At 53.6% G+C, this 23,160-nt stretch carries 20 protein-coding genes; 8 read left to right on the top strand and 12 right to left on the bottom strand.

What is annotated here, in order from left to right:
* Positions 1-22: 22 nt before the first annotated feature.
* Positions 23-2,188, bottom strand: coding sequence for a PAS domain S-box protein (locus KA369_05330; protein MBP7735379.1), 2,166 nt, complete (start codon positions 2,186-2,188; stop codon positions 23-25).
* 186 nt (positions 2,189-2,374) lie between these two features.
* Positions 2,375-4,186, bottom strand: a complete 1,812-nt coding sequence (locus KA369_05325) for a DEAD/DEAH box helicase (GenBank protein ID MBP7735378.1) — start codon at positions 4,184-4,186, stop codon at positions 2,375-2,377.
* Positions 4,187-4,661: 475 nt separating this feature from the next.
* On the opposite strand from KA369_05325, the gene KA369_05320 reads away from it, so the two are divergent.
* Together KA369_05320 and KA369_05315 are read left to right on the top strand one after the other, a co-directional pair.
* Positions 4,662-4,955 carry an HNH endonuclease gene (locus KA369_05320; GenBank protein ID MBP7735377.1) on the top strand — a complete coding sequence of 98 codons (294 nt, stop codon included), beginning with the start codon at positions 4,662-4,664 and terminating at the stop codon, positions 4,953-4,955.
* A 12-nt stretch (positions 4,956-4,967) separates the two neighbouring features.
* Positions 4,968-7,397 (top strand): cyclic nucleotide-binding domain-containing protein, encoded by a 2,430-nt coding sequence (locus tag KA369_05315; protein MBP7735376.1) that lies wholly within the window; start codon positions 4,968-4,970, stop codon positions 7,395-7,397.
* A 48-nt stretch (positions 7,398-7,445) separates the two neighbouring features.
* Here the strand turns inward: KA369_05315 and KA369_05310 are convergent, their stop codons facing one another.
* Positions 7,446-8,306 carry a hypothetical protein gene (locus KA369_05310; GenBank protein ID MBP7735375.1) on the bottom strand — a complete coding sequence of 287 codons (861 nt, stop codon included), beginning with the start codon at positions 8,304-8,306 and terminating at the stop codon, positions 7,446-7,448.
* A gap of 198 nt (positions 8,307-8,504) precedes the next feature.
* Here KA369_05310 and KA369_05305 point away from each other — a divergent pair, with 198 nt between their 5' ends.
* Together KA369_05305 and KA369_05300 are read left to right on the top strand one after the other, a co-directional pair.
* Positions 8,505-9,176: an isoprenylcysteine carboxylmethyltransferase family protein gene (locus tag KA369_05305; GenBank protein MBP7735374.1), complete on the top strand. Its 672-nt coding sequence runs from the start codon at positions 8,505-8,507 to the stop codon at positions 9,174-9,176.
* Positions 9,177-9,191: 15 nt separating this feature from the next.
* Positions 9,192-9,770, top strand: coding sequence for a DUF3795 domain-containing protein (locus KA369_05300; GenBank protein ID MBP7735373.1), 579 nt, complete (start codon positions 9,192-9,194; stop codon positions 9,768-9,770).
* 54 nt (positions 9,771-9,824) lie between these two features.
* Here the strand turns inward: KA369_05300 and KA369_05295 are convergent, their stop codons facing one another.
* The 4 genes from KA369_05295 to KA369_05280 all read right to left on the bottom strand — a co-directional run bounded on the left by KA369_05295 (position 9,825) and on the right by KA369_05280 (position 12,465).
* Positions 9,825-10,031 carry a hypothetical protein gene (locus KA369_05295; GenBank protein ID MBP7735372.1) on the bottom strand — a complete coding sequence of 69 codons (207 nt, stop codon included), beginning with the start codon at positions 10,029-10,031 and terminating at the stop codon, positions 9,825-9,827.
* Positions 10,031-10,204 (bottom strand): 4Fe-4S binding protein, encoded by a 174-nt coding sequence (locus tag KA369_05290; protein MBP7735371.1) that lies wholly within the window; start codon positions 10,202-10,204, stop codon positions 10,031-10,033. The genes KA369_05295 and KA369_05290 overlap by 1 nt, the downstream gene beginning before the upstream one ends.
* Before the next feature lie 94 nt (positions 10,205-10,298).
* A complete protein-coding gene (locus KA369_05285) occupies positions 10,299-11,117 on the bottom strand; it encodes an SDR family oxidoreductase (protein MBP7735370.1) in 819 nt (272 codons plus the stop codon).
* Between the two features lie 100 nt (positions 11,118-11,217).
* Positions 11,218-12,465 carry a DUF1343 domain-containing protein gene (locus KA369_05280; GenBank protein MBP7735369.1) on the bottom strand — a complete coding sequence of 416 codons (1,248 nt, stop codon included), beginning with the start codon at positions 12,463-12,465 and terminating at the stop codon, positions 11,218-11,220.
* A gap of 568 nt (positions 12,466-13,033) precedes the next feature.
* On the opposite strand from KA369_05280, the gene KA369_05275 reads away from it, so the two are divergent.
* Together KA369_05275 and KA369_05270 are read left to right on the top strand one after the other, a co-directional pair.
* Positions 13,034-13,660, top strand: coding sequence for a hypothetical protein (locus KA369_05275; protein MBP7735368.1), 627 nt, complete (start codon positions 13,034-13,036; stop codon positions 13,658-13,660).
* Between the two features lie 271 nt (positions 13,661-13,931).
* Positions 13,932-16,136, top strand: coding sequence for a PAS domain S-box protein (locus KA369_05270; GenBank protein MBP7735367.1), 2,205 nt, complete (start codon positions 13,932-13,934; stop codon positions 16,134-16,136).
* A gap of 85 nt (positions 16,137-16,221) precedes the next feature.
* Here KA369_05270 and KA369_05265 read toward each other — a convergent pair whose 3' ends face one another.
* Together KA369_05265 and KA369_05260 are read right to left on the bottom strand one after the other, a co-directional pair.
* The gene (locus KA369_05265) at positions 16,222-17,292 is read right to left on the bottom strand and encodes a histidinol-phosphate transaminase (GenBank protein MBP7735366.1); all 1,071 of its coding nucleotides are present in this window, start codon (positions 17,290-17,292) and stop codon (positions 16,222-16,224) included.
* A 48-nt stretch (positions 17,293-17,340) separates the two neighbouring features.
* Positions 17,341-18,276, bottom strand: coding sequence for a dihydroorotate dehydrogenase (locus KA369_05260; GenBank protein MBP7735365.1), 936 nt, complete (start codon positions 18,274-18,276; stop codon positions 17,341-17,343).
* 246 nt (positions 18,277-18,522) lie between these two features.
* On the opposite strand from KA369_05260, the gene KA369_05255 reads away from it, so the two are divergent.
* Positions 18,523-18,822 (top strand): hypothetical protein, encoded by a 300-nt coding sequence (locus KA369_05255; protein ID MBP7735364.1) that lies wholly within the window; start codon positions 18,523-18,525, stop codon positions 18,820-18,822.
* Between the two features lie 23 nt (positions 18,823-18,845).
* Here the strand turns inward: KA369_05255 and KA369_05250 are convergent, their stop codons facing one another.
* The 3 genes from KA369_05250 to KA369_05240 form a co-directional block, all read right to left on the bottom strand.
* Positions 18,846-19,985 carry a serine hydrolase gene (locus KA369_05250; protein ID MBP7735363.1) on the bottom strand — a complete coding sequence of 380 codons (1,140 nt, stop codon included), beginning with the start codon at positions 19,983-19,985 and terminating at the stop codon, positions 18,846-18,848.
* Between the two features lie 181 nt (positions 19,986-20,166).
* Positions 20,167-21,174, bottom strand: a complete 1,008-nt coding sequence (locus KA369_05245; GenBank protein ID MBP7735362.1) for an MBL fold metallo-hydrolase — start codon at positions 21,172-21,174, stop codon at positions 20,167-20,169.
* A 144-nt stretch (positions 21,175-21,318) separates the two neighbouring features.
* Positions 21,319-22,356, bottom strand: a complete 1,038-nt coding sequence (locus KA369_05240; GenBank protein MBP7735361.1) for an alpha/beta fold hydrolase — start codon at positions 22,354-22,356, stop codon at positions 21,319-21,321.
* Between the two features lie 147 nt (positions 22,357-22,503).
* Between KA369_05240 and KA369_05235 the strand changes: the two genes are divergently transcribed.
* Positions 22,504-23,148 (top strand): TetR/AcrR family transcriptional regulator, encoded by a 645-nt coding sequence (locus tag KA369_05235; GenBank protein ID MBP7735360.1) that lies wholly within the window; start codon positions 22,504-22,506, stop codon positions 23,146-23,148.
* Positions 23,149-23,160 lie beyond the last annotated feature (12 nt).

The following is a 23,160-nucleotide window of genomic DNA, read 5'->3' as shown; positions in this document are numbered from 1 at the left end:
CCCCGAATTTCCTTCTGCCGGATCAGAGCGGAAATATTATCCGGAAAAGAGCGTTTCCGCTATTTTGAAACTCGAGGCTTCCCTTAAGCTGTGCTGTAAGCATACTGACGATCTTCAGCCCCATTCCCTGTGATGTTTCTGGATTGAAATCCTTCGGGAACACGGAATCCTTATTGGCGACTTCAATGACGGCTTTTTCCTCTTCGTTTTTCAAATCAAGGCGTATGGTACTTTCCCCGGTCTTGTCGCGCCCATGCTTCACGGCATTCATAAGCAGCTCATTCAGGATTAAACCTATGGAAATGGCGCGTTTTGTGTCGATGCGCAGCTCGTCCAGCCGCGATTCAATGACGAATCTTCTTTTTTCGCCAGTATAGGTATCAAGAAGCATCCGCCCCATCTTGTCGATGTATCTGTCGAGCCTTATTTCCCGTATCTCATTGGATTGAAAGAGCAGGTCGTACAACGCCGCCATTGACTGGATGCGGTTTCTGATGTTCTTCAGCGCTTCCTGAGCGTGGGGATCGCGCAAGAGGTCAGTCTCAAGGCTCACCAGGCCGTTGATGATGGACATGCTGTTTTTAACCCTGTACTGCAACTCGTGCAGAAGGGTCTCCTTTTCCTTCAATGCCCTGTGCAGATTTTCCTCGATGCGTTTCCGGTCGTTGATATAGCGGTTGCTCCCCTGCAGTCCTGTAATTTTCCCTTTTTCGTCATAAATCCACGTTACGGTTATCTCGTCGAACAGGATAGATCCGTCCTTCGCGTATTGCTGGATCTCGATCATTTTTGATGGCGTTCTTTCAGCAGCTGGTTTCGACAGCTCATTGGCTATCTCTTTGCGTATGAAATCCACATATTCGGGAAGGACATAATCATCCAATTCCATCCCTATGGACTCTTCCTGTGTCCAGCCGGTCATTTTTTCCACCGATGGACTGATATAGGTGAAATGCCCGTTTAAGTCCATTGTCCATATCACATCAGTGGAATTATCAGCCAGCAGCCGATAGCGCCGCTCGCTTTCCCGCAATGCTACTTCCGCCTGCTTGTGCTGAGTTATATCCAACATACAGCCGACAAGCTGTGCGAAATTATTATTTTCGTCCCGCAGTATGTTGCCGATTTCAAATACCCAGACAAGGTCGCCGTTTTTCCTGACCATGCGCAGTTCCAGTGGAAATTCCTCGCCTTTGTCAAGAACGCGCCGTAAACTATCAAGCACAAGCGCATGATCGTCAGGATGGATGAATTCCATCATGCTGTGTCCGAGTATGTCATCCTCGGAGTAACCAAATTTTTTTACGTTCGGGCTGATGTACATCGCGACACCGTCGCGGTTAAGGACATATATAATAATGTCGAGATTTTCTATTATTACTTGGTATTTTGCGTTTGAATCACGCAGCGCTTCTTCCATCCAACTGCGGTAGCTGATATCGCGATTGCTCCCCTGGATGCCAATCGGATTCCCATCCTTGTCGAAAATCCAGGCAAGGTTGGATTCGACATTGATGATGGTCCCGTCTTTTTTATACTGTTTGAAATTCAGATATTTAGTCTTGCTGCGTTTTTCGGGAGGCAGGGACAGTTCATGGATGAGTTCTGCCTTGAACATGGAAACATACTGTGGGAGGATATAATCCTCATAGGTCATCTGATACGCCTCTTCCGGTGTCCAGCCGGAAAGATGAAATACGGATGGGCTTACATAGGTAAACTCGCCGGAGATATCCATGGTCCAGATAACGTCCCTTGAATTATCAGCAAGAAGACGGTAGCGCGATTCGCTTTCTCGGAGCCTGAGATGGGCTTCGTAGAGCTTGAAGGCCATGTCGATACTGGCCGTGAGGACCGTTTCACCGGCGCTTTTAAGGATATAGCCGTAATTCGTGATTTCCCTGGTTTTATCAACAACCTCCTTTTCGATGTGCGAGGAGAGAAAAACCAGGGGAATATCGTGATCCTGAAGGATCATCACCGCCGCTTCGGGCCCATCCATCCCGTCGCCAAGGTCGATATCCATCAGGATCATGTCTATCTGTATTTCTTCTTTACAACATTCAATGGCGCTTTCACCGTCGGACACGGTGATTACATCATATCCATGTCTCTGCAGCGTGGCGGATTCTGCCTCTGCTATCAATGCTTCATCTTCAACTAGAAGAATGCACTTTTTTATATCCATTACCGGAGGCTCCATTCATAATATTACGGTTATATTTCTATCTTGTCAAGAACACTCCAGGGAATCGGATTTCAGCCGATGAATACAACGAATCATCAGTTGATGAAATCATATACGACCAAGATTAAAAAACAAATTCCCGCTATCGCGGGAACTTGTTGCGGTTTCCATGCTGATTTTCTGTCATCACTTCTTTTTCTTGAGCTTGCCGAAGAGACCCTTGATCCCTTCCACCAGGGTCTTCGGTTTCTGCTTTTTCTCGTCTCCGATGATCCTGCCGGCCTTCTCGAAATTTTCGCCGTATTTGTTTTTAAAATATTCAAGGCGTTCTTCCGGCGACGCGTCCCTGGAAAGGGCCGGCTGCCTTTTACGATGCTGGTCTCTGCCCTGGTTCTGGCGCGGCTCGCGGCGCTTTTCCCGCTCGCGGCGCGGTTCCCGGCCCTGTGCCGGCGCCTGGGGTTGGGCCTGGACCGCTCCTTCCGCGGCCGGTTTCTTGCCCCTTCTGCGACGTTTGCGTTTTTTAGCCTGTTGGTCGTCGGCGCCTTCGGCGCCTGTGGCCTGATGGATCTGGCGATCCACGGGCGGGGCCGGCTGTGATTGTCTCTGCTCGCGGCGCGGTTCCCTGCGGGGTTCCCTGCGGGGCTCACGACGGGACTCGCGGCGCTGCTCATCCGCTGCCGGGTAGGCGCCTTCGACTGCGGCGGGGCGCTCACGCGGCTCGCGCCGAGGTGTTTCGCTACGGGGCCTGCGGCTTCCGTCCCTACCGCGGTCACGGTCACGTCCCTGGCCCCTTCCGCTCCGCGGCCTGTCGCCGCGTCGATCGCCGCGCTCCCTGCGGCCGCTGTGGATCGGCGCGCCTGCCGCTTCCACGATAAGGCCCTCCTCGGCCCATTTCACCGGGATCTTCATGCCGATGAGCTTCTCTATCGGCCCCAGGTTGAACACGTCCTCCTCGCAGGCGAGGGAGATGGCCCTGCCGGTCTTGCCCGCCCGGGCCGTCCTGCCGATGCGGTGAACGTAGTTCTGGCAGTCATCGGGCAGGTCGTAGTTGATGACCATGTCGAGGTCCTCGATATGGAGGCCCCGGGCCGCCACGTCCGTGGCCACCAGTATTTCGGTCTCGCCCGCCTTGATGGCGTCGATGATCTGCAGGCGCTTGCTCTGCGGAAGGTCGCCCGATATGTAGTCGTTGGTGATATTGTTGGCGTTGAGGCGCTTTGACACGCGCTCCGCGGTCCGCTTCATATTGGTGAAGATGAGGACGCTCTTCGGCTTTTCCTTCTGCATGAGCCCCAGGAGGAGATTGAACTTTTCGTCCTTGCCCACGTGGTACAACTCCTGGGTGATGAGCTCCACGGTGAGATGCTCCGGGTTAATCTCGATCTCCACGGGCTCGTTCATGTATTCCCAGGCGAGGTGCTTGACGCGCTGGTCCAGGGTGGCGCTGAAGAGCATGGTCTGGCGTCTCTCCGGCTGTACCATGTGCTTTATCATGTAGCGGATGTCGGGCATGAAGCCCATGTCGAACATCCGGTCCGCCTCGTCGATGATAAGTATCTCGAACTTGAGGAAATCGATCTTGCGCGATTTCTGGTAGTCGATCAGGCGGCCCGGCGTGCCGATAAAAATGTTCAGGTCTTCCTTGAGGAGGCGGTCCTGGGTGGCGTATCCGACGCCGCCGTAAAAGCACCCGGTCTTGAGTCCGGTCTGCTTGCCCAGAAGTATGGCGTCCTGCTCCACCTGCACGGCGAGCTCCCTGGTGGGAGTAAGAACGAGCGCTTTTTTGTGGCGGTACTTTTCTTCGGTCAGGAACAGGTTGAAAATGGTGATGAGAAAGGCTGCGGTTTTACCCGTGCCGGTCTGCGACTGCACCATGACGTCGGTGCCGACGAGGCTTTTCTGGAGGGTCGCTTCCTGCACCGGCGTGCATTCTACAAAGCCCGCGTCCTGGATACCCCCCATGACTGAGGGGTGGAGGTTTAATTCGGTAAATAGCATAGTATCCTTATGGTTTTGTTATGTATTAGTAGCGTCATAGCATCAGGTATTCTTGTTTCTCATTCCGTCGCGACTATGGCAAAACGTCCTTCGGCAGTTCAACAGGCCTTACCTGCGCGACCTGTGCCGACCTTTTCGAAACAGGTCGAATTACTCACTGCGCCGCTTTGCTTGGTGGACTGATCGGTTACCGCCCTTCAACAAGGCTCGGGAGCCGCGTAGCCGGGCCACATCACGGAGTAAATCCTGGGCCTATCAATGAGCTATTCGCCATGAAAGCCCCGTACAACATGGTTATGACGACTTCTATAAATCTCCCTCTTTCTGCTTTTTATATATATTGTCAATACAAATAATTTATTGAATAATAATTATTGACAAATAATATATCGCCGAAATATATTTAAAGGTCGCCCTGATATGGATATTCGCCCGGAGCCGCGGGGCGCCTGTGCCGGCGGCGGTTATAATTATGATGGTACATTTCGATACTGTTTCCGATGACGCCCATATTGGCAGGGAGAAGAGAAAGGCGCGCGAACTGCGCCATTCGGCATGGTGGCGGAGAAAGATAGCGACCGGTATCTGCCATTACTGCGGGAAAAAGTTCCCGCCCCGCGAGCTGACCATGGATCACAAAATCCCCCTGGGACGCGGAGGCACATCCGAGAAGATAAATATCGTTGCGGCCTGCAAGGAGTGCAACAACAAGAAGAAATATCTGCTTCCCACCGAGTGGGATGAATACATGAAGACGTTGAAATCGTAATAGGATGATGATATGGCTGATAGCGCTCTAACATTTAAGGCCGGGGACGTGATCTTCGTCCAGGGTGAAAACCCGTCCGGACTGTTCATGCTGCAGAACGGCACCCTGGAGATACTCTCCGCTTCCGATGAATATGACGGCCTTGACCGGAGCATTATCATTTCCAAGAGCGTGCGTGTCGGCCTTATATCGGGCAAGGCCCTTCTTTCCGGCTTTTCGGACCATCTGAGCGGAGCCTATCGGAAAAGCCTGCGGGCCGTGACTGACGCCACGGTTGCCCGGTACCCGATCCCGCGCGGCGGGATCCAGGGCTTCGCCGATTCAGATCCGGGCCAGGCGCTCAATATCCTCAAGCACGTGAACAACAACATCAAAACGGTCGGCGTCATCGTCGCCAAATACACGAAGCTGTATCAGACCGTGTGCATGATGTCCGACAACATGGCCCTCATGTACCGCGAGATGTCGGAAACCAACGCCTCCGAGCGCCTTCACCGCAATGCCGAGGAGATACACAAGAAGTTCAAGTCGAAGGGCGGCTCCTTCCCGGCGGAATTTGACGCGCGATTCCTCATCGTCGACAACAGTCCCTCCCTGGATAAAAAATACCTCCTTCCCGAAGCGGTGCAGGAACATCCCGGCACCAAGTACGATGACTTCATACTGAGGACACTGCAGCTCGACCAGAACGTCGTCATCTCCATGTTCAGGTCTGACCCGACCATGGCGTCAAGCATGTATGACGGCCTCTCGGAGAGCTTGATATCATCCCTCGACCGCGTCCAGGAGATTTGTCATTTCGTGGACAATGAGCTGGCAATCCTCTTTGGCGATGACGACAGCTGGGCTTCGTACCTGGTCGACCGGGGAGGCTTGAGCGAATGGGAACGGAGCGGCAAGTGCTCCGCCGACTTCGTCAAGAACCTGCTCAGCCTGGTGGTCAAGCTGAACGCCCTGTACGAGGAGCTGTGCGGCAGAAAGATGACGGCCCTGTTCCCCGGGATCCGGAAGATCCATGGCTATTATTCCTCGGCGAGAACGGGCGGGGAGACCGCGACAAAGCGGGAAGCGCCGGCGGTCATTTCGACGGGGGCCCTCAACAAGTCGATCCACCAGATCTTCGAATTCGCCCTGATGCCGAAGGATTTCAGGACGAAGCTGCTGAAGAGCCTCAATGAATTCAAGAGCGCCAAGAATCCTTTCAATACCGAGCCGGAGGGAAGAAAGCTCAGGAGACAGATTACCGCCCTCTACTGGGACCTTTACAAGCAGGCGTACATCCGCAGCCGCAGCGAGAGCGCCGTGCCGCGGCCGGTGCAGATGATGCTGAGCTTCGGCTTCCTCGACGAGGGTCTCCTTGAAGAAAGCCAGGTGACGGAGCTGTCGGACCTTTCCCGGTCGCGGGAAAAGAGCAGGGACATACCCGTGCTCATGGAAACCGAGTTCCTGAACATGATATACGAAGGCAAGGTGGAGCCGAGCATCACCGAGATGGGCCTCACCTACCAGGGGCACCTCGAGGAGATGGAAAAGCATAAATCCAGGAAAGAGCGCGAGGAGGAGCAGAAGGTCGACGAGAATATCGGCAAAGTGATGTACGAAATAGGGCAGCGCCTGGCCACCACATCCGCCATCTGTTCCGGTTCCACGGCAACCGCCTTCCCGATCCTGACGGCGCTGATGGTACGGGGAAGCCTGAAGCAGATATACAACAACAAGCAGAAGATCGAGACCATCACCAAGGAGGTCCGTAACATTGATTTTTCAGTGTTCTACCGCGAAACGGTGCTCAAGATCGGCGAGGCCCGCGAGATCATACAGGAAGAGGTGGTCCCGTATTTTATTCTCCTTCCGATCTTCGGCTCGAGGACCCTTCTCTGGCAGGATATGACCGGCACCAACAAGAGGAGCCGCGGGCGGATCGTGGTCCCCATATTCTTCATGGGCGACCTGATGAAGAGCCTCGTCCACACATTCGCCAGCTTCCGGTGGGAGCTGAACCGGGACATCAAGGGCGCCATGTGGGCCGACCCGATAGAGGGAGGGGTGACGGGCGAGTATTTCGATTACGCCAACACGTTTAAAAAGATGTCGAAGCTTTCCCAGGAGGCGAAAGAGAAGATCGAGGAGAAGTTTCGCAGCATCCGCAACAACCGGGACCGCTTCGCCGACGACTATATACAGTGGGTCATGTACGAAAAGGACGGGATCATGAAGCTCAACAACGTGGTGCGCGAGATGTTCTTCCGCCACATCCCCTTCCGCAAGGAGCTCAGGGGAAGGCTCGAATCGATGCCCGCCTTCACCCAGCCGGCGACGCGCTACAAGAACATCCACAAGAAGGAAGTGGAGGCCTATGAGCGCCGTTTCAAGAAATACCAGGACGATAGCGGCCAGCTCCCGGAAGAATTGAAGAAATTTTTTGAATTTTTGGATCTGTAAGATGGTATGCCTTCTGCTAGCCCGGGGTTTAAACCCCAGGCTAAAGAATCAATACCAGAACGTCCACGCGGTCTTCCCGGTTCTTTTCGACACGGCCAGGAGACGGTATTCGGTCCATAACAGGTACAGATCGTTTGCGGGAGACTCGTAGAGTATCTCCGGTATGTGCTCCCGCATGGCCCCTTCAGTCCGGTCAAGCTGCCATATCATCCTGCCGTTGACCCTTCTCGTCACCCGGTAAGTTTCCCGGTCCGTGTCCAGGTATTTGAGCTCCACATCGCTTTTTACGGCGCCCCGCATGGCAGAGAGGGGCAACGGTACGCGGGATTCCGAAAAATCCTTGAAGGATAGCACCAGCGCCCCGTTGTGAAAAGCGAATCTGTGTACTTTCTTTTTGCCGTACATTCCGTTCTTAACAAGACGTGTCCTGGTCCGCAGCCTGTCATCGGCCAGGTAACATTCATCTTCCTCCCCGATAAGCAGAGAATCTTCATTGGCCCCCAGGATGGGGTCTTCGCTTTCGACGCTTTTCCTGGTTATCAATTTCCCCGTTTTTCGGTCCAATACCCATGCCCGCAGGAGCGGGGGCGTATCGGCCAGTTCCGATCCCCCCATTGCGTAGATATCGGTGAAAACAATGGCCTTGTTGAGTATCACGGCCTGGCGGATGGCTCCGGCGCGGCCGACGTTGAAGGGATTAACGGTCGCCTGAGCGATCAGAAAGACGCAGACACCGGCGGCCCCTCCGATGAGAATGCGGTAATATATTTTTTTTGTCGCGGGAAGATTTTTTGAATTATTAAAGGGATACACCTCTGTAATGAAGAAGATGATGCCCAGGATAAGAATCATTGTCGTGGCCAGTCCGACAATCTGGTTCGCGTAGAGATAATCGATTATGATCCGCATGGTTTACCTGCGATGGCGTGAATTGTGCGGCATACTGCTTTGTAACGACAGGCCCTTGACAGGTTACACGGTTTTTTCGTTTCCATGGCGCCGGCTTATCGGTTATGTAATTGACAGATTCGATAAAGGTGTTACCGTTCAATGTCAATTATTTTTCACATATCCGGTTAATATACGGTAAATGCGTGAGGGCGGGCCATGAATAAAAATATAGTGAAACGAATGATCCAGGTTCTTCTGACATTCATTCTTATCGGGGTGGTGCTTTTTTTATCCGCCTGGACCGTGCGATGGCAATGGGCGTGGATTTTCATAGGCGTGAGCATCGCGATCCTTATAGTCAACCTCTTCGTCCTTCCAGCGGAGGTGATCGAGGAGCGCGGCAGGAAAAAAGAGAACGTGAAAAAATGGGACAGGGCGCTGAGCGCCGCAGGCATCGTACCCTATTTCGGGCTCTATGTCATTGCCGGTCTTGATTACAGGCTCTGTTGGAGCGTTGAGATCAATGCCGGTATCCGTGTCATGGCCGTGCTGGCGTATTTCCTCGCTTCCATGGTGTCGACATGGGCCATGGTTTCGAACAGGTTCTTTTCGACCATGGTCCGGCTCCAGACAGAGCGCGGCCATCAGGTCGCGACGGGGGGGCCGTACCGATTCGTGAGGCACCCCGGCTATGTCGGCTTCATCCTCTCGAACCTTATGATCCCGATCATACTCGGATCCCTGTACGGGCTGATGGCGTCGGCGGTTTCGGTTGCCCTGCTGGTCATACGCACCGGTTTGGAGGATAAGACATTGCAGGCTGAACTGGAAGGGTATGCGAATTATTCGCAAAAAGTAAAGTATCGCCTACTGCCTTATATCTGGTGATTGCGGGGAGATATCATGAAATACTTCAATTATGATTCATACTGCGGGATCTATTGCGGGGCCTGCGATATAATGCATGCCTACCAGACCGGTCATAATACAGCTTTTGCCTCCTTCTGGAATGAATCCGCCGTGAAGGCGATCCACAAGGCCGTCGGCATCCCCTATGATGATTCAAAGCCCTTTGAGCTGGCCTGCCACGGCTGTAAATCCGATTCCCTATTTGTCAACTGCAGAGTCTGTAAAATACGCACCTGCGCCATCGAAAAGAAGATGGATCACTGCATTGACTGCGGCGATTATCCCTGTAAGCTGTTCTCTGATTGGCAGAAGATGAAAGCCCTGCTCCCCCATCTGGAGCAGGTGCCTGTTAATCTGGAGAGTATTAAAAAGAATGGCGTTAACCGGTGGTTGTCGGAACAGGACCAATACTGGAAATGCCCTGAATGTCATACCGGTTTTGCATGGTATTCATCAACATGCGCCAATTGCGGCCATGATTTGAAAAAGTCCGCGTGGCGCTTTAATTTCATCCGGTCAGGATTGATGAAACTCGGCCTGCGTCTTTCCTCGCTTATGCCCGGAAAAAAATAGAACATTTATCGCACCAATCATAGGGCGGCGATGGCAGCGGACTCAGTGTCTTTTCTACAGCCTGGATACCATGGCGCCCATCAGCGCGCCGAGGAGAATGCTTCCATAGGGGTTTGACGTGATGGGGCACGTTCCGGTGCTGCAGCCGATAAAGTAATAAAAGAGAAAACCGGCGATTCCGCCGATGCCGATGCCCAGCACAAGGCCCCAGGGGATCCTTCTCGGTTTATTCTTGCTTAATGTACTTTCATTTTCACGCATCATTCTTCAATCGCTCCCATCGGGCAGAAGGTTACGCAGGCGCTGCAATGCTGGCACTTGCTTTCGTTTATGGCAGGCAGTCCATGCCCTTTTTGTTCAATTGCCCCATGGGGGCAATACCGCACAGCCGGGCATGTATGGTTCTGTGGGCATCGTTTGGGGTTCACTGTCATGGTGTCATATCCTCAACTATTTGATTGTTAAGAATATAATAAAATACTTAAATAATGTCAAGTTTTTCTTTCAAGAAGTGCCATTGATTGATTATCATTCTTTTTCGAGCTCTTTCTTCACCATCCTGTCAACCATGGATGCGGGCAGGACCTTGACGATCCTGTATTTCAGCGTCGATGGCGCCACCAGGTACCGCAGGCGCGGCTGTTTTTTCGTCAGGGCCCTATGCACCATCCGGGCAATGGCTTCCGGCGGAAGGCCGGTGGTTCTGCCCTTCCTGACGGCCTGCTCTCCGATTTTCCGGGCCGTTTCAATGAAGGGGGAGGTGCCTTTCATGTTCAGGATTTCCTCGGTCTTGTCCCAGACGGGCGTGGCCACTCGGCCCGGCTCTATGATGACGACCTTCACGCCGCACAGGAGAAGCTCGCGGCGCAGGGAGTCTGAGTAGCCTTCTAGAGCGAACTTGCTCGCGCAGTAGGGTCCGGTGAAGGGAGTGGCGAAAAAGCCGGAATCGCTGGACATCATCACGATCCTTCCGGCTGATTCGATGAGAAGGGGCAGGAAGGTCCGCGTCACCCGGTGGACGCCTAAAATATTCGCGTCCAGCTGCCGCTCCATGTCGGCATCGGATATGTCTATCAGCGGTCCCGCAACGGCAATGCCGGCGTTGTTGATCAGGCCATAGAGGCCGGTCTTCCTTTTCATGACAAAGGCGAGGGCGGCAGATGTATCCTTCGGGCTTGTCACATCGAGCTTTACCGGCACGACACCGGCGATCTTCTCCAGGTCGTCGAGGTCCTTCTTTTTGCGCGCGCAGGCATACACGCCGAACCCCCGGGACGCGAGCTGTTCCGCGCAGGCCCTGCCGATTCCGGTACTCGCACCGGTGATAAGTACCCATTGTTTATCCATAATTGTATCCTGCATTTTTTGTTTCTCGCGGAGACGCAGGGGCGCAGAGATAAATTTGATAATCAATCTGCGTCTCTGTGACTCTGCGAGAGATTTAATTTCAGTAGAGCGTATATTTCCTTCTTTTTTTCCTGTATTCTTTGATCCCCGGCGCAGTTGCCTTAATGAATTCCTTCCAGGGCTTCCCGGCCTGAATGTACACCCTGAACTTGTCGGTGCCGGCCAGTCCATCGATGTCATAAAAAGGCCCGAACCGCACCCATTGGGCGAGGTAGGGATAGTTCTTCATGACGGCCCCGATGATGCGATAGGCCGTTTCAGTGGGACTGAATTTGCCGCCGGTGTAAAAGATCTGGGCGCCGCCGCAGCGCATGTTGGCGTACTTGCTGAAGGTAGGCTTGAAGTAGACCGGTTTGAACCTGAAGCTCTTCAGTTTGAGCTCTTCCAACTTTTTGCAGAAGGATACCGGCTCGATCCATGGCGCGCCGATATACTCGAAGGGCTTGGTGGTTCCCCGGCCGAGGGAAAGGTTTATCCCTTCCATGAGAACAATGGCGGTGTACACGATGGCCGATTCGTAGGTCGGCAGGTTCGGCGAGGGCGGTATCCAGGGGAGCCCCGTTTTGTTGAAGAGCCCGCGCCGGGAATACCCGCCCATGTTGATCACCCTGAGCTTAACCTTCGGCCTGAACTGGCCCCGGTAGTACCGGGCCGATTCGCCTATGGTCATGTCGTACAGGAACGGCGCGGGGAAGGCGCTCACGTACTTCGTGGCATAGCGCTTTTCCAGGAAGGAGCCGTCGATGCCCAGGAAGCCAACGGGGTTGGGGCGGTCGAGGACGATGAGCTCCCGGTCAAGGCCGTCCATGGCGTCCATGATATCCTTCAGGTTCGTGATATAGGTGTAGCAGCGCATGCCCATGTCCTGTATGTCGAAGATCACGATGTCCACCTGTTGTATCAGGTACCTGAGTGTGTTCCGGTTAATGCCGTAGAGGTTGTAGATATGGCAGTTGATGATCCGGTCGAACGACACGGGATGGAAGTCGAGGTCGTTTTTATATCCGTAAATGCCATGCTCCGGCGCCAGGACCATGGACACCGTGACGCCGCTGTCCCGCAGGAGCTGGATATTCTGCCTCAGGTCGAAGTCATAGCCGGAGTGGTTGGTCACCAGGGCTGCCTTGCGTCCCCTGTATTTCTTTACCGGGCCGCCGATGAAGCGTTCTATGCCGGTGCGGACGTGGCGGCCGCCGGGGTTGAGATTATAGCTGACACTGCTTCCGCAGCCCGAGAAAAGGATTAAGAGGATACAGGCTGCGGATATCCGTAGTGTGATTCTGTTCATGTGTCCGGTTCCAGAGAAATTAGTAAATATGCCGATAGTTATCGGTACAGAGCCCGATAGTTATCGGTACAGAGCCCGATAGTTATCGGTACAGAGCCCGATAGTTATCGGTACAGAGCCCGATAGTTATCGGTACAGAGCCCGATAGTTATCGGTACAGAGCCCGATAGTTATCGGTGCAGAGCCCGATAGTTATCGGTGCAGAGCCCGATAGTTATCGGTGCAGAGCCCGATAGTTATCGGTACAGAGCCCGATAGTTATCGGTACAGAGCCCGATAGTTATCGGTACAGAGCCGATAGTTATCGGTGCAGAGCCGATAGTTATCGGTGCAGAGCCGATAGTTATCGGTACAGAGCCGATAGTTATCGGTATAAATCCTTGCCCCACGGTCAACAATTATTCCTAAACCTGCTTGACATTGCATGCACCGGGAGGGTAAGGTGAAGCACATAACTGATATAATTGTCGTTAATCGGCGCCATAAAAGTTACATAAAACCGTGACGCCGGTGCGGCGTACTGACCCGTGGTTCCCACGGCAGACACAATCATAATAAGGAAGATGATATGAACAACGGAAAAAAATATATCGTTTTTTTAATGCTCCTGACGGTGCTATTCTTCGCGACCTGCGCCCTCACCACCGAGCGGGAGCAGAAGATACTGGACTACTATAACGACCAGAACAAGGAGAAGTACGCCGATCTCCTGGTGGATGTCCAGCGGTATACCACGTCGGCAACGGAGTATCATAACAAGTTCATCCGCTACCTCATCGGCATCGCCGGCGATATCGTTGAGAAGAAGAAGCTTGCCGTCGACAAGGGAAGCATCGGCTTTTACTTCGACAAGAAATCGGGGGACCGCAATAAGCTTTACCTGGGCGTTGATATCGACACCAAGGGAAATTACGACCAGCCCTTTGAGAATGTCGCCGTGACCCTGGTGCGGCGGAACCTCCGTGACGTGGTCCAGACCATCAACTCCTGCCGGAGCATCTTCAGCGAAGACCATATCGCCGGCATGGTTATCGGATGGAAATGGACCTCCAGGGGTGGCAGCGAGCACGTGAGCGTGTGGATCCTGAAGGAGGATTTCATCAAGTTCGAGGACAACATGATCACCTTTGATGAGCTGGTCCAGCGCAGCTTCGTTACCAACACCGCCGGGCGGGTCATAAAGCTCTCATTATAATAAAAAAGCTCCTCACCGTTTGTCTTTTTTTCCATCATCGTTATCGGCCTGAATGGTTGACGGTTGTCTTCCGCTTATGTCTTTTTCCCCAAATTGGGCGAGTTATTTAAGACTGTTCCATTTTTCTTGGTAATATTTATGTAAAAAATTGGTTGCATTGTGCAATAATTTGCTTGATTAATTTATGCTATATCTGTATATTGTATACTATATACAGATACTATTCACATAGGTTTTGGGATATACTTTTAGGTTAGATTGGGGATTAAGCATGGAATTAGCATCCAAGACGTTGTTACTTGTGGAAGATGATGTCATTAGCGGAATGTTGGAAGCGGATAGACTGGAGCATGAAGGCTACAATGTCGTTCATGTAATGACCGGTGAAGAAGCTATCGATCTGTGTAGAGTGGGTAAGCACGGGATCGATCTCATCCTGATGGATATTGACCTGGGTAGAGGGATTGACGGAACGCAGGCAGCCAGGGAGATATTGAGAGACCATGATATACCCGTGGTCTTCCTCACATCATATATGGAAAAGGAGATCGTTGAGCTGACCGATACGATAGCATCATACGGCTATGTCATTAAAAACAGCGGCGGCCCGGTTCTCGATGCATCGATCAAGATGGCCTTCAAGCTCTATGAGGCGAACAGGCTTCTCCGCCTCAACAGGGATAACTTCTCTACCATGTTTCACGCCAATCCTGATTCGACATCCATTACGCACATGGTCACCGGTCTTATCATGGAAATCAACAAGACCTTTACAAATTTCACCGGGTATGCTCGGGAGGAAGCCCTCGGCCGCTCCGCCGTAAGCGATCTTCGCCTGTGGTTTGATCCGGATGACCGGATACGAATGCTGGCGGAACTGGAGTCGAAGGGTCGCGTCGATGGCCTGGAAGTTCCCATACGCATCAAAAACGGCACCATCAAGACGCTTCAGATGTCGGCGAGCAGGATCACTTATAATGGCGAGCCCTGCGTCATTATTGTCACGCGCGATCTAACCGAACGCAAACTGGCCGAGGCGAAATTGAACACCGCCTTCCAGCAGATGCATGATATCATCGAATTCCTGCCGGATCCGACATTTGTCGTCGATCGTGATCGGAGGGTAATATTCTGGAATAAAGCCATGGAGGATTTGACCTCTATCAAGAAGGAGGATATAATCGGGCAGGGTGATTATGCCTACGCTCTTCCCTTTTACCGGGAGCGGCGGCCTATTCTAGTCGATCTCGTCGATCAGCCGTCTCAGGAACTGGAGTCGAGATATAATTACGTATTGCGAGTCGGGAATAGCGTATATGCGGAAACTCATGTGGCTCATCTGAATCAGGACGCAGGTGCGTATATATGGGGAGTGGCATCACCGCTCTTTGATTCCAGCGGCAGCAAGATCGGGGCTATCGAGGTCCTCCATGACATCACCGAGAGACTGAAGATCAAGCAAGCCCTCAGGGAAAGTGAATCATTGTACCGGCTCCTGGCCGAAAACACTGACGATGTTATCTGGCTCCTCAATTCTGATCTATGCTTTACATATATAAGCCCGTCTATCAGAAAATTACGCGGCTTTGAGCCGGACGAAGTCATAGGTCGAACACTGGAGGATATGTTCACCCCGGAATCACTGAAAGTGATTTATGAACTGTACGAACATAAGATGCCCGATGTCGAGCGGGGGTTGAACCCCAACACCCGCATCATTCTCGAGGAATACCACAAGAACGGCTCCACGGTATGGGTTGATAATACCGTCAACGTATTACGGGACCCGGAAGGACGGCTCATCGGGTTCATGGGCGTATCCAAGGACATATCGGAACTCAAAAGGATCGAAAATGAACTGGAAAAATCCCTCAGGCAAAAAGAAGTCCTGATGAAGGAGCTCCAGCACCGGGTGAAGAACAATATGAATGTCATCGCCAGTCTGCTCAATCTCGAGGTTGATAGATTACCCGATGAGGACAGCCGGCGGATTTTTCATGACGCGCGTTCCCGCATCGACGCGATGTCGGCCATATACGATAAGCTGGTCCAGTCGGATGACCTTGATAGAATTGATCTGTCCGACTACATCAGGGACCTGGTGAACATGATTGCCGAATCCTATGCCATGAATAAAGGGACTATTCGGCTTTCAATGAATCTCGATGAAGTCAAACTCGATATTAAGCGTGCGGTGCCCCTCGGGCTTATCCTGAATGAGCTCATTACCAATGCGGTCAAATATGCCTTTCCCGGCGGTATGAGCGGAGAAATAGGTATCAGGCTCAGGATGGAGGATGGCCGGATCAATCTCGGCGTATCCGACAATGGCGTCGGCTTGCCGGAGGGCGCCGCGCTGGATCAGGCAAAAAGCATGGGATTCAGGTTGATCAATGTGCTGGCCAAACAGATAAAAGGTACACTTCTTATCGAACAGAATCTGGGAACGAGCGTATTGTTGAAATTCAATCTCTGATCATTTGGGTTTGTTTGTTGAGATTGATTACTTTGTCATACCGGTAAGCGCGGATTTGATGTGAAGAGACGGTTTGTCAACCGGCCTATTGACCTGTTATAACCGAAAGCTCCTTTATCACCGCCTTGTTCTCCATCATGGTGCCCACACTGATGCGGATGTACTCTGACTGCACCGGGCCGGTGTAGTGCCTGACGAGGATCTTTTTGTCCTTCAGCTTCTGGTACAGGTCCGATGACTTGATCTTCGGGTGCCTGACAAAGATGAAGTTGGCCCGGGAGGGGATTATCTCGAAGCCCAACGCCGTCAGGCTCTCCTCTAGGTACTCCTTGTTGCTCACCACCATCTCGATGTTGTAGTTGAAGCCGCGCTTGTCCTTCAGGGCGGCCACTGCCCCGGCTGTGGCCAGCAGGTCCACGTTGTAGGAGTCCTTGATCTTCATGAGGCCCCGGATGATGTCCAGGGACGCCACCGCGAAGCCGATGCGGAGCCCCGCCAAAGAGTAGGATTTGGACATTGATTGCGTCACGATGAGGTTGTCGAATTCGTCCGTGAGGCCCGCGGCTGAGCCGCCGTAGAAGTCGACATAGGCCTCGTCCACCACCAGGAGCCCCTTGAATTTCTGGAGGAACGACGCGATCTCCTCCACCTCCACGTAGGTGCCGGTGGGGTTGTTCGGGTTGGCGATGATGACGAGATTGTATTTTTTCTTTAAAAAAGCCCCGAGGTTGTAGGAGAAGTCCTTGTTCAGCGGGACCGTTTCATACTTGATTCCGTTCATCTGCGCCAGGGTGGAATAGAGGGCGTAGGACGGATAGGCGAAGGCCGCCAGGCCCTCGGGGTCGATGAATCCCCGGAAGAGGAGGGTGAAGATCTCGTCGGAGCCGTTGCCCACGAAGACGTTTTCCGCGTCCACGCCCTTTGCCGACGCGAAGGCCTCGCGGATCGCCCGGGCCGTCGGGTCCGGGTAGCGCTTGAGGGAGTCGTTCGCAGCGGACCTGATCGCCTCCAGCACGGTCTTGGAGGGCGGGAAGGGGTTCTCGTTGGTGTTCAGCTTGATGAATTCGTCGAGGCCCTGGGGCTGCTCCCCCGGTATGTATTCCGCGGCGTTCTTCAGCCGGGTGTTCCAGTATCTCATTTCGTTTCCTTTGGCCATATGATCCTCGGTTTGATTCGTAAAGGCGCGGTTCAAGAACCGCGCTTATCATGAACAGCCAGGCGATTCACCGGTAGCATGGTGCGCCACGCCTATGATATCATGTATATCGGCAATTTTTTCTTTTTTCATGTATCCTTCCAGCTCGCCGATAAGGGAGACGGAAAGGGCCGGGTCCACCATGTTCATGGTGCCGACGGATACGGCCGCGGCGCCGGCCATGAGGAACTCCAGCATGTCCTCGAAACAGGCGATGCCGCCGAGGCCGATGACCGGGATCTTCACCTTTTCGAAGATCTGGTACACTACCCGCACCGCCAGGGGCCGTATGGCCGGACCGGACAGGCCCGCGACCCTGTTCTGGAAGTGGGGCCTCTTTTTTTTCGTGTCGATCTTCATACCCAGGAACGTGTTTACCGCGGACAGGGCGTCGGCCCCGATCCGCTCTGCCCGCACCGCGAACTCGGTTATGTCCGTGACGTTGGGCGAAAGCTTCACGATGAGGGGGCACGTCGTCGCCTTCCGCGCCTTCTCCACGAGGTCCGTGAAGCGCTTCAGGTCCGTGCCGAAGGCCATGCCGCCCTCCTTCACGTTGGGGCACGATACGTTAAGCTCCAGGGCCCCGACGCCCTCCGCCGCGGAAAGGGCGGCGCAGAGCTCCACGTTTTCCTCTACCGAATGGCCCGCCACGTTGGGGATCACCGCGGCCCCGGCCTTTATCAGGAAGGGGAGCTTTTCGCTCAAGAACCGCTCAAGTCCCACGTTTTCCAGGCCGATGGAGTTGAGGACCCCGGCCGGGGTCTCGATGATGCGGTTCCCCCTGTTTCCCGGCCGCGGCTTCACCGAGAGGCCCTTGGTGAAGATTGCCCCCAACTTCGAGATGTCGATGAACCCGGACAGCTCCTCGCCGTACCCGGCCGTGCCGGACGCCACGGTCACGGGATTTTTCAGGACCAGGTCCCTGATGTGGATCGCTGTATTCATTGATTTCCGGCGTATAATGCCTTCACCAGATAGAATCATCCCCCGGCCGAGTCAAGAAATAAAATATTCTGGAAACCGTTGGCCATCCACGGGTGCCCGAATTAAATTTCATGGCGGCGCCCTTCGGGAAATTATCTGTTTGACATTTCCCCTCGATACCTGTAGTATAATACCATAACCCGCAGACCAATTATCATGGTTGGCCCGCCGGGAGGCTTCAGAAATTATTATTCAAGAAGGACAGGTATGAGCAAACAGGATAGCTTCAACGAGTTCAAGGAAGGAAAAAGGGACCTGTTCTTCATCGTCACCCAGGATTTCAGCGAGGAGCTGCGGGAGCGCAACATGGTGTTCCGCAAGGTCGATGACACCTCGACCTCCATCATCGGCTTTGTCACGGAGGAGGAGGCCCGGGATTTCCTTGTCAGGGTGATGCCGGACAAGAATAACTGGAAAGTGGCCAGCATCAACGTCATGGTCTTCGATGATTTCCTGGACAGCCTTGACGAGAAATTTCGCGAGAACCTGCTTTTCGAAATGATTTAACCCGCCTCACCGGTCCCCGGTCGTCACTCGATAAGCGCCAGGGCCGCGTCAACATATTCATATGAGTCCGCGGGTATATGCCTGATCTTTTTATCGATCCGCTTGCTGCCCAGGCGCACCACCACTGCGTTCTTTTGTGGGATGATCAGTATATACTGGCCCTTGATGCCCCGGAAATGCGGGATCACCAGCCCCCGGTGGCGCATGATCCATATCTGGTAGCCGTAAAAATCGACAGGCTTTCCTTCCTCGTCCTTAAGCCACGAGGCCGCGGTCGTGGCCGCGTCGAGGTATTGTTTCGATATGATGCGGCGCCCGTTCCATGTGCCGCCGTTGAGGATCAACTGGCCGATCCGGGCGTAGTCCCTGGCGCCGGCGTAGAAGCAGCAGAAGGCCTTTTCCATCCCTCCCTCCCGGTCAAGGCTCCAGAGGGCGTCCTTCCCCGCGCCCAGGGGTTTCCAGAGCTTTTCCGACGCATACAGGGATATTCTCTCCCCGGCGGCCTTCTCGACGATCAGACCCAGTATCTGGGTGTTGCCGCTCAGGTACTTGAAGCTTTTCCCGGCCGGCTCCGCAGCGTCAAGGCCCCGGGTTAGCGAATCCAGGTCGTCGCCGAAATACGCCTTTGCCGTTATCGAGAAGGGATTTACGTAGCTCTCGTTCCAGTCAATGCCCGAGCTCATGGTGAGCACGTCTTTCACCGTTATGGCTCCCTTCATACCGGCCTTGAATTCAGGAATGAAGTCGCCCACCGGCTGATTGAGGCTTTTTATCTTCCCTTCGTCCAGCGCTATGCCGACGAGAAGGCCCACGATGCTTTTCGCGGCCGAGAACGAGTTCGTGACCGATTGGTCGGAGTAGCCGTCCCAGTATTTTTCGGTGAGGATGCGGTTATTTCTGACCACCAGGAAGGCGGCCGTTTTCAGGTCGCGCATCATGGACGCGTACTTCGCCGGTATCTCCTTTTTGTTATAGTCCGGATCCAGGGCCCAGGGCTGGCCGGCCCCCGCCGTTACGGTCCGGTTCGCGAACAGGCGATGATCGTCGATGGTGACCCCCAGGTATTTGAATGCCGTTTTAACGTGGGCGGGCGTAAGGGCGTAGGCGGCCGCGAGAACGGCGAGAACAACGGCTGTTATGATCAGGATTTTTTTCTTTATCATGGCCTTATTCCTCCAGGGGATTTTATTTATTTCCGCCCCGCCGGTCCGGACGCCGGAGAGGACGCTTCGCCGCCATGTGTTGTAATCGAGCGGCATAAAAATAATAGACCGTTAATGCGGTCCTGTCAATGAATTTACAGGACCGGGAGAGGCGAAGGATTAAAATGATCAGGAAACAGGATCAGGAATTTTTGACGTAATAGAGGGCTCCGTTTTTCAGGCGCGATGTTACGAGACCGTCCCTTTCGAGGACCTGGAGGTGGGTGTACACCTCTGAAACGGCTAGAAAAACCTCCAGGGGAAGCCGCTTTCCCCTGATATCGGGAAAGAGTTTGCGTCCTATCCGGTACACCGTGTTCTCGCCGGCCGCCAGTATGGAGAGTATGTTGTCCCGCCGGACGGAGAACTGCTCGCGGAACATGGCGATGATCTTCCCCGCGTCTTCGATGGGGTCGCCGTGGGCCGGGTACACGACGCGGGGTCCGATCTCCTCGATCCTCCGGAGGGAATCGTAAAACTCGACCTGGCTCATCCTCCGGGGAAGGACGAAATCGGCCTCCAGCATCACGAAGGCGTTCGGCGTGATATGGCCGAGGATGTGATCGCCGGGGAAGAGTATCCCTTCATTTTCTATATACAGGCTGATGGAGCCCCGTGTGTGCCCCGGCGTTTCGATGACGGTCGCCTCGTAGTCTCCCATCAGGATGGTATCGCCGTGGGATACGTACCGGTCTATGGAACAGGGCTCGGCCATGGAGGAAAAAAACATCCTCAGCAGCAGCAGGGAAAGCTGGAAGATGACGGGCACGCCCATGAGTTGGTAGTACCGGATGAACTGCATCTTCGCCACCTCGAGGCCGCGCTCTATGAGAATGCTGTCCTCCTCGTGGCCTATGATGGAGATGTCGCCGTCCGATCTCTCGATGATCCTCCGCGCGGCCCCGTAATGGTCGATATGGCCGTGGGAGAGGACGATCTGGTCGATATCACTGACCGACATGGAAAGCTCCGCCAGGGCCCGCTCCAGGACCGGAAAGGCCTTGACGGTCCCGGTGTCGAGGAGGGTCACGGCGGTCCCGGTGAAGAGATAGGCGTTAACCGGCCCCGGTTTTTTCCCGGGGAGGGGGAGCGTGATCATGTATATGCCGGGATGAATGAGCCGGCAAAGTTTCGTCGTAGGACCCTTCATGGCTTGATCCATCCCTTCTTCCGAAATGATTGTTCTTTTGCGGTGATTCATAGTCGGGCATTATCTGTTTTTGATCAAGCGTTTTATGTTAGACTCAATATGATTTTCCGAGGCGGCCTTTTTTTAAGCGGCCATTTCGGGGAATCACGGCTTTCCTGAATGACCGCCGTTCAAGTTCGTTCTTAAAAAATCGCCCATGACCTTCACTATTTTCCTGAACGGCTCTCCGACATAGGGATCGAAGTGGTTCATGGGCAGGCTTATGTACGCGGCTTTCTTCATCCGGTCTGCCATTTTCTTCGGCCCCGTGGGAGGGAACAGCGTATCGGTTTCAGCGCCGATGATCAGGACGGGGCAGGCGACCTTTTCCGCGTCGCCGATGGGCCGGTAAAGGCCCAGCGTGAAGACTATGTTTCCGGGACAGTAATTGTCCTTTTCAAAATCCTGTATGCCGGTTCCCACCAGCTTCTTCAATCCGTCCCAGGTGTCCGGCTGGTTCATCATGGCGAATCCCTCGCCCGGTTTTCCGGCAATGGGCACAACGTGGCGGTCTTTAGTGAAGAGAGAAGCGAACAGATCGGCCAGTCCGTGATAGGTGCCTTTAAGCGCGAAGATCGGGTCCGATGTGATGTAATACCACATTGTCGACATGCCGTCCGTGAAGGGAACCTGTGATACGACGGCCCGCACCTCCGGGTGCTTTGCCGCCTCAACGATGACATGGCCGCCGCTGAATGACGTGCCCCACAGGGCCATCCGTTTCGCGTCGACGGTGTCCAGCTTTTTCACGCAGGCGATGGCCGCGTCCCAGTCCTCCAGGTGGCGGGAGGGATTGATGTAGTTGCGGGGCTGGCCCTCGCTGTCGTTGAAGCCGCGGTAATCAAAAAGAAAGACCGCCATGCCCATGGCGGCGAAGTGTTCCGCATAGGCCGGCAGGCGCATCCATCGCTGGCCGCCGAAGCCGTGAGCCATGACCACCACGGGCGGCTTCGCTACGCCGGCGGGCAGATAAAGCCAGGCCCTTAGTTTGTCTCCCTTGCTGATAAAAGTCTTATCTATCCTTGTGAATTGTGAATTCGTGACTGATTGTTTGTCTGATATAAAATAAGTTCCCTTCGCCCATGAAATTGAAGCAGGGAGAAGGATCAGCAATAAAACGATCATATAACGATTTAAAAACATGTGCTATCCTCCTTAAATAAATCATCATCTATCAATATTACATTAAAATATGAAAAAAATTTCACATTGTCAAGTATAATATGAAAAATATTTCATATTTTGCTTGCTTTACCAGGCTTTTTATCTGAACCTGATTGTTGGAGGAATATGGTGTCAGAGCAAAAGCACAAAGCCAGGACCCCGGTTCAGAAACGGGCCATGGAAACAAAACAGAAGATCATTGAAGCGGCAGAGGCTCTCTTTGCCGAAAAAGGGTACCATAAAACCAATGCCCTGGAGATTGCGGCGCGGGCAGGAGTCGCAACCGGGAGTTTTTACGGATATTTTAACAACAAAAAGGAAGTTCTTGTTGAGGTTATCAGAAATTTTTATGCCCATGCCTCGGAGAAGGTGCTTAACGCCTACCGGGCGCACGTATACGATAACAATACCGATAACTATCGGGAAGGCAAAGCCCTGGTCCATTTCATGATCCAGGCGCTCCATGCTGCCCATGATATCAATCCGGCGCTCCACAGGGAGCTCATAGCCATGGTCCTGCTCGACAGGGAAATCGAGGAGATCAACCGGGAAGAAGAGCGGAAGGTTATCGCTTCCATGACGTCGCTGCTGGATAATTACCGGGACCATGTGAGGGTGAAGGACATCGAAGCCGCGGCGCTCCTCCTCTATCGGGTCAGCGAGGAGATCATTCACCGCATCAGGTTCATGGGATCGGAAATCGACGGCGCCAGGATCCTCGCGGAGCTGGAAGAGATGGTCTGCCGCTACCTGCTGATTAACGATGCCTGATCACGGCCGCGG

The organism is Spirochaetota bacterium, from assembly GCA_017999915.1.
Taxonomy (GTDB): Bacteria; Spirochaetota; UBA4802; order UBA4802; family UBA5550; genus RBG-16-49-21.
The sequence above is the reverse complement of the archived record's forward strand: the minus strand, read 5'-3'. Positions and strand labels throughout refer to the sequence as shown.

What these genes read in the sequence shown, in the direction of transcription:
- KA369_05320 (MBP7735377.1), top strand. Translation starts at nt 4,662, where the DNA reads ATGGTACATTTCGATACTGTTTCCGATGACGCCCATATTGGCAGGGAG.
- KA369_05315 (MBP7735376.1), top strand. Translation starts at nt 4,968, where the DNA reads ATGGCTGATAGCGCTCTAACATTTAAGGCCGGGGACGTGATCTTCGTC.
- KA369_05260 (MBP7735365.1), bottom strand. Translation starts at nt 18,276, where the DNA reads ATGAATACAGCGATCCACATCAGGGACCTGGTCCTGAAAAATCCCGTG.
- KA369_05255 (MBP7735364.1), top strand. Translation starts at nt 18,523, where the DNA reads ATGAGCAAACAGGATAGCTTCAACGAGTTCAAGGAAGGAAAAAGGGAC.
- KA369_05235 (MBP7735360.1), top strand. Translation starts at nt 22,504, where the DNA reads ATGGTGTCAGAGCAAAAGCACAAAGCCAGGACCCCGGTTCAGAAACGG.
- KA369_05250 (MBP7735363.1), bottom strand. Translation starts at nt 19,985, where the DNA reads ATGATAAAGAAAAAAATCCTGATCATAACAGCCGTTGTTCTCGCCGTT.
- KA369_05310 (MBP7735375.1), bottom strand. Translation starts at nt 8,306, where the DNA reads ATGCGGATCATAATCGATTATCTCTACGCGAACCAGATTGTCGGACTG.
- KA369_05280 (MBP7735369.1), bottom strand. Translation starts at nt 12,465, where the DNA reads ATGAACAGAATCACACTACGGATATCCGCAGCCTGTATCCTCTTAATC.
- KA369_05265 (MBP7735366.1), bottom strand. Translation starts at nt 17,292, where the DNA reads ATGGCCAAAGGAAACGAAATGAGATACTGGAACACCCGGCTGAAGAAC.
- KA369_05305 (MBP7735374.1), top strand. Translation starts at nt 8,505, where the DNA reads ATGAATAAAAATATAGTGAAACGAATGATCCAGGTTCTTCTGACATTC.
- KA369_05295 (MBP7735372.1), bottom strand. Translation starts at nt 10,031, where the DNA reads ATGCGTGAAAATGAAAGTACATTAAGCAAGAATAAACCGAGAAGGATC.
- KA369_05300 (MBP7735373.1), top strand. Translation starts at nt 9,192, where the DNA reads ATGAAATACTTCAATTATGATTCATACTGCGGGATCTATTGCGGGGCC.
- KA369_05325 (MBP7735378.1), bottom strand. Translation starts at nt 4,186, where the DNA reads ATGCTATTTACCGAATTAAACCTCCACCCCTCAGTCATGGGGGGTATC.
- KA369_05330 (MBP7735379.1), bottom strand. Translation starts at nt 2,188, where the DNA reads ATGGATATAAAAAAGTGCATTCTTCTAGTTGAAGATGAAGCATTGATA.
- KA369_05245 (MBP7735362.1), bottom strand. Translation starts at nt 21,174, where the DNA reads ATGAAGGGTCCTACGACGAAACTTTGCCGGCTCATTCATCCCGGCATA.
- KA369_05290 (MBP7735371.1), bottom strand. Translation starts at nt 10,204, where the DNA reads ATGACAGTGAACCCCAAACGATGCCCACAGAACCATACATGCCCGGCT.
- KA369_05275 (MBP7735368.1), top strand. Translation starts at nt 13,034, where the DNA reads ATGAACAACGGAAAAAAATATATCGTTTTTTTAATGCTCCTGACGGTG.
- KA369_05240 (MBP7735361.1), bottom strand. Translation starts at nt 22,356, where the DNA reads ATGTTTTTAAATCGTTATATGATCGTTTTATTGCTGATCCTTCTCCCT.
- KA369_05285 (MBP7735370.1), bottom strand. Translation starts at nt 11,117, where the DNA reads ATGGATAAACAATGGGTACTTATCACCGGTGCGAGTACCGGAATCGGC.
- KA369_05270 (MBP7735367.1), top strand. Translation starts at nt 13,932, where the DNA reads ATGGAATTAGCATCCAAGACGTTGTTACTTGTGGAAGATGATGTCATT.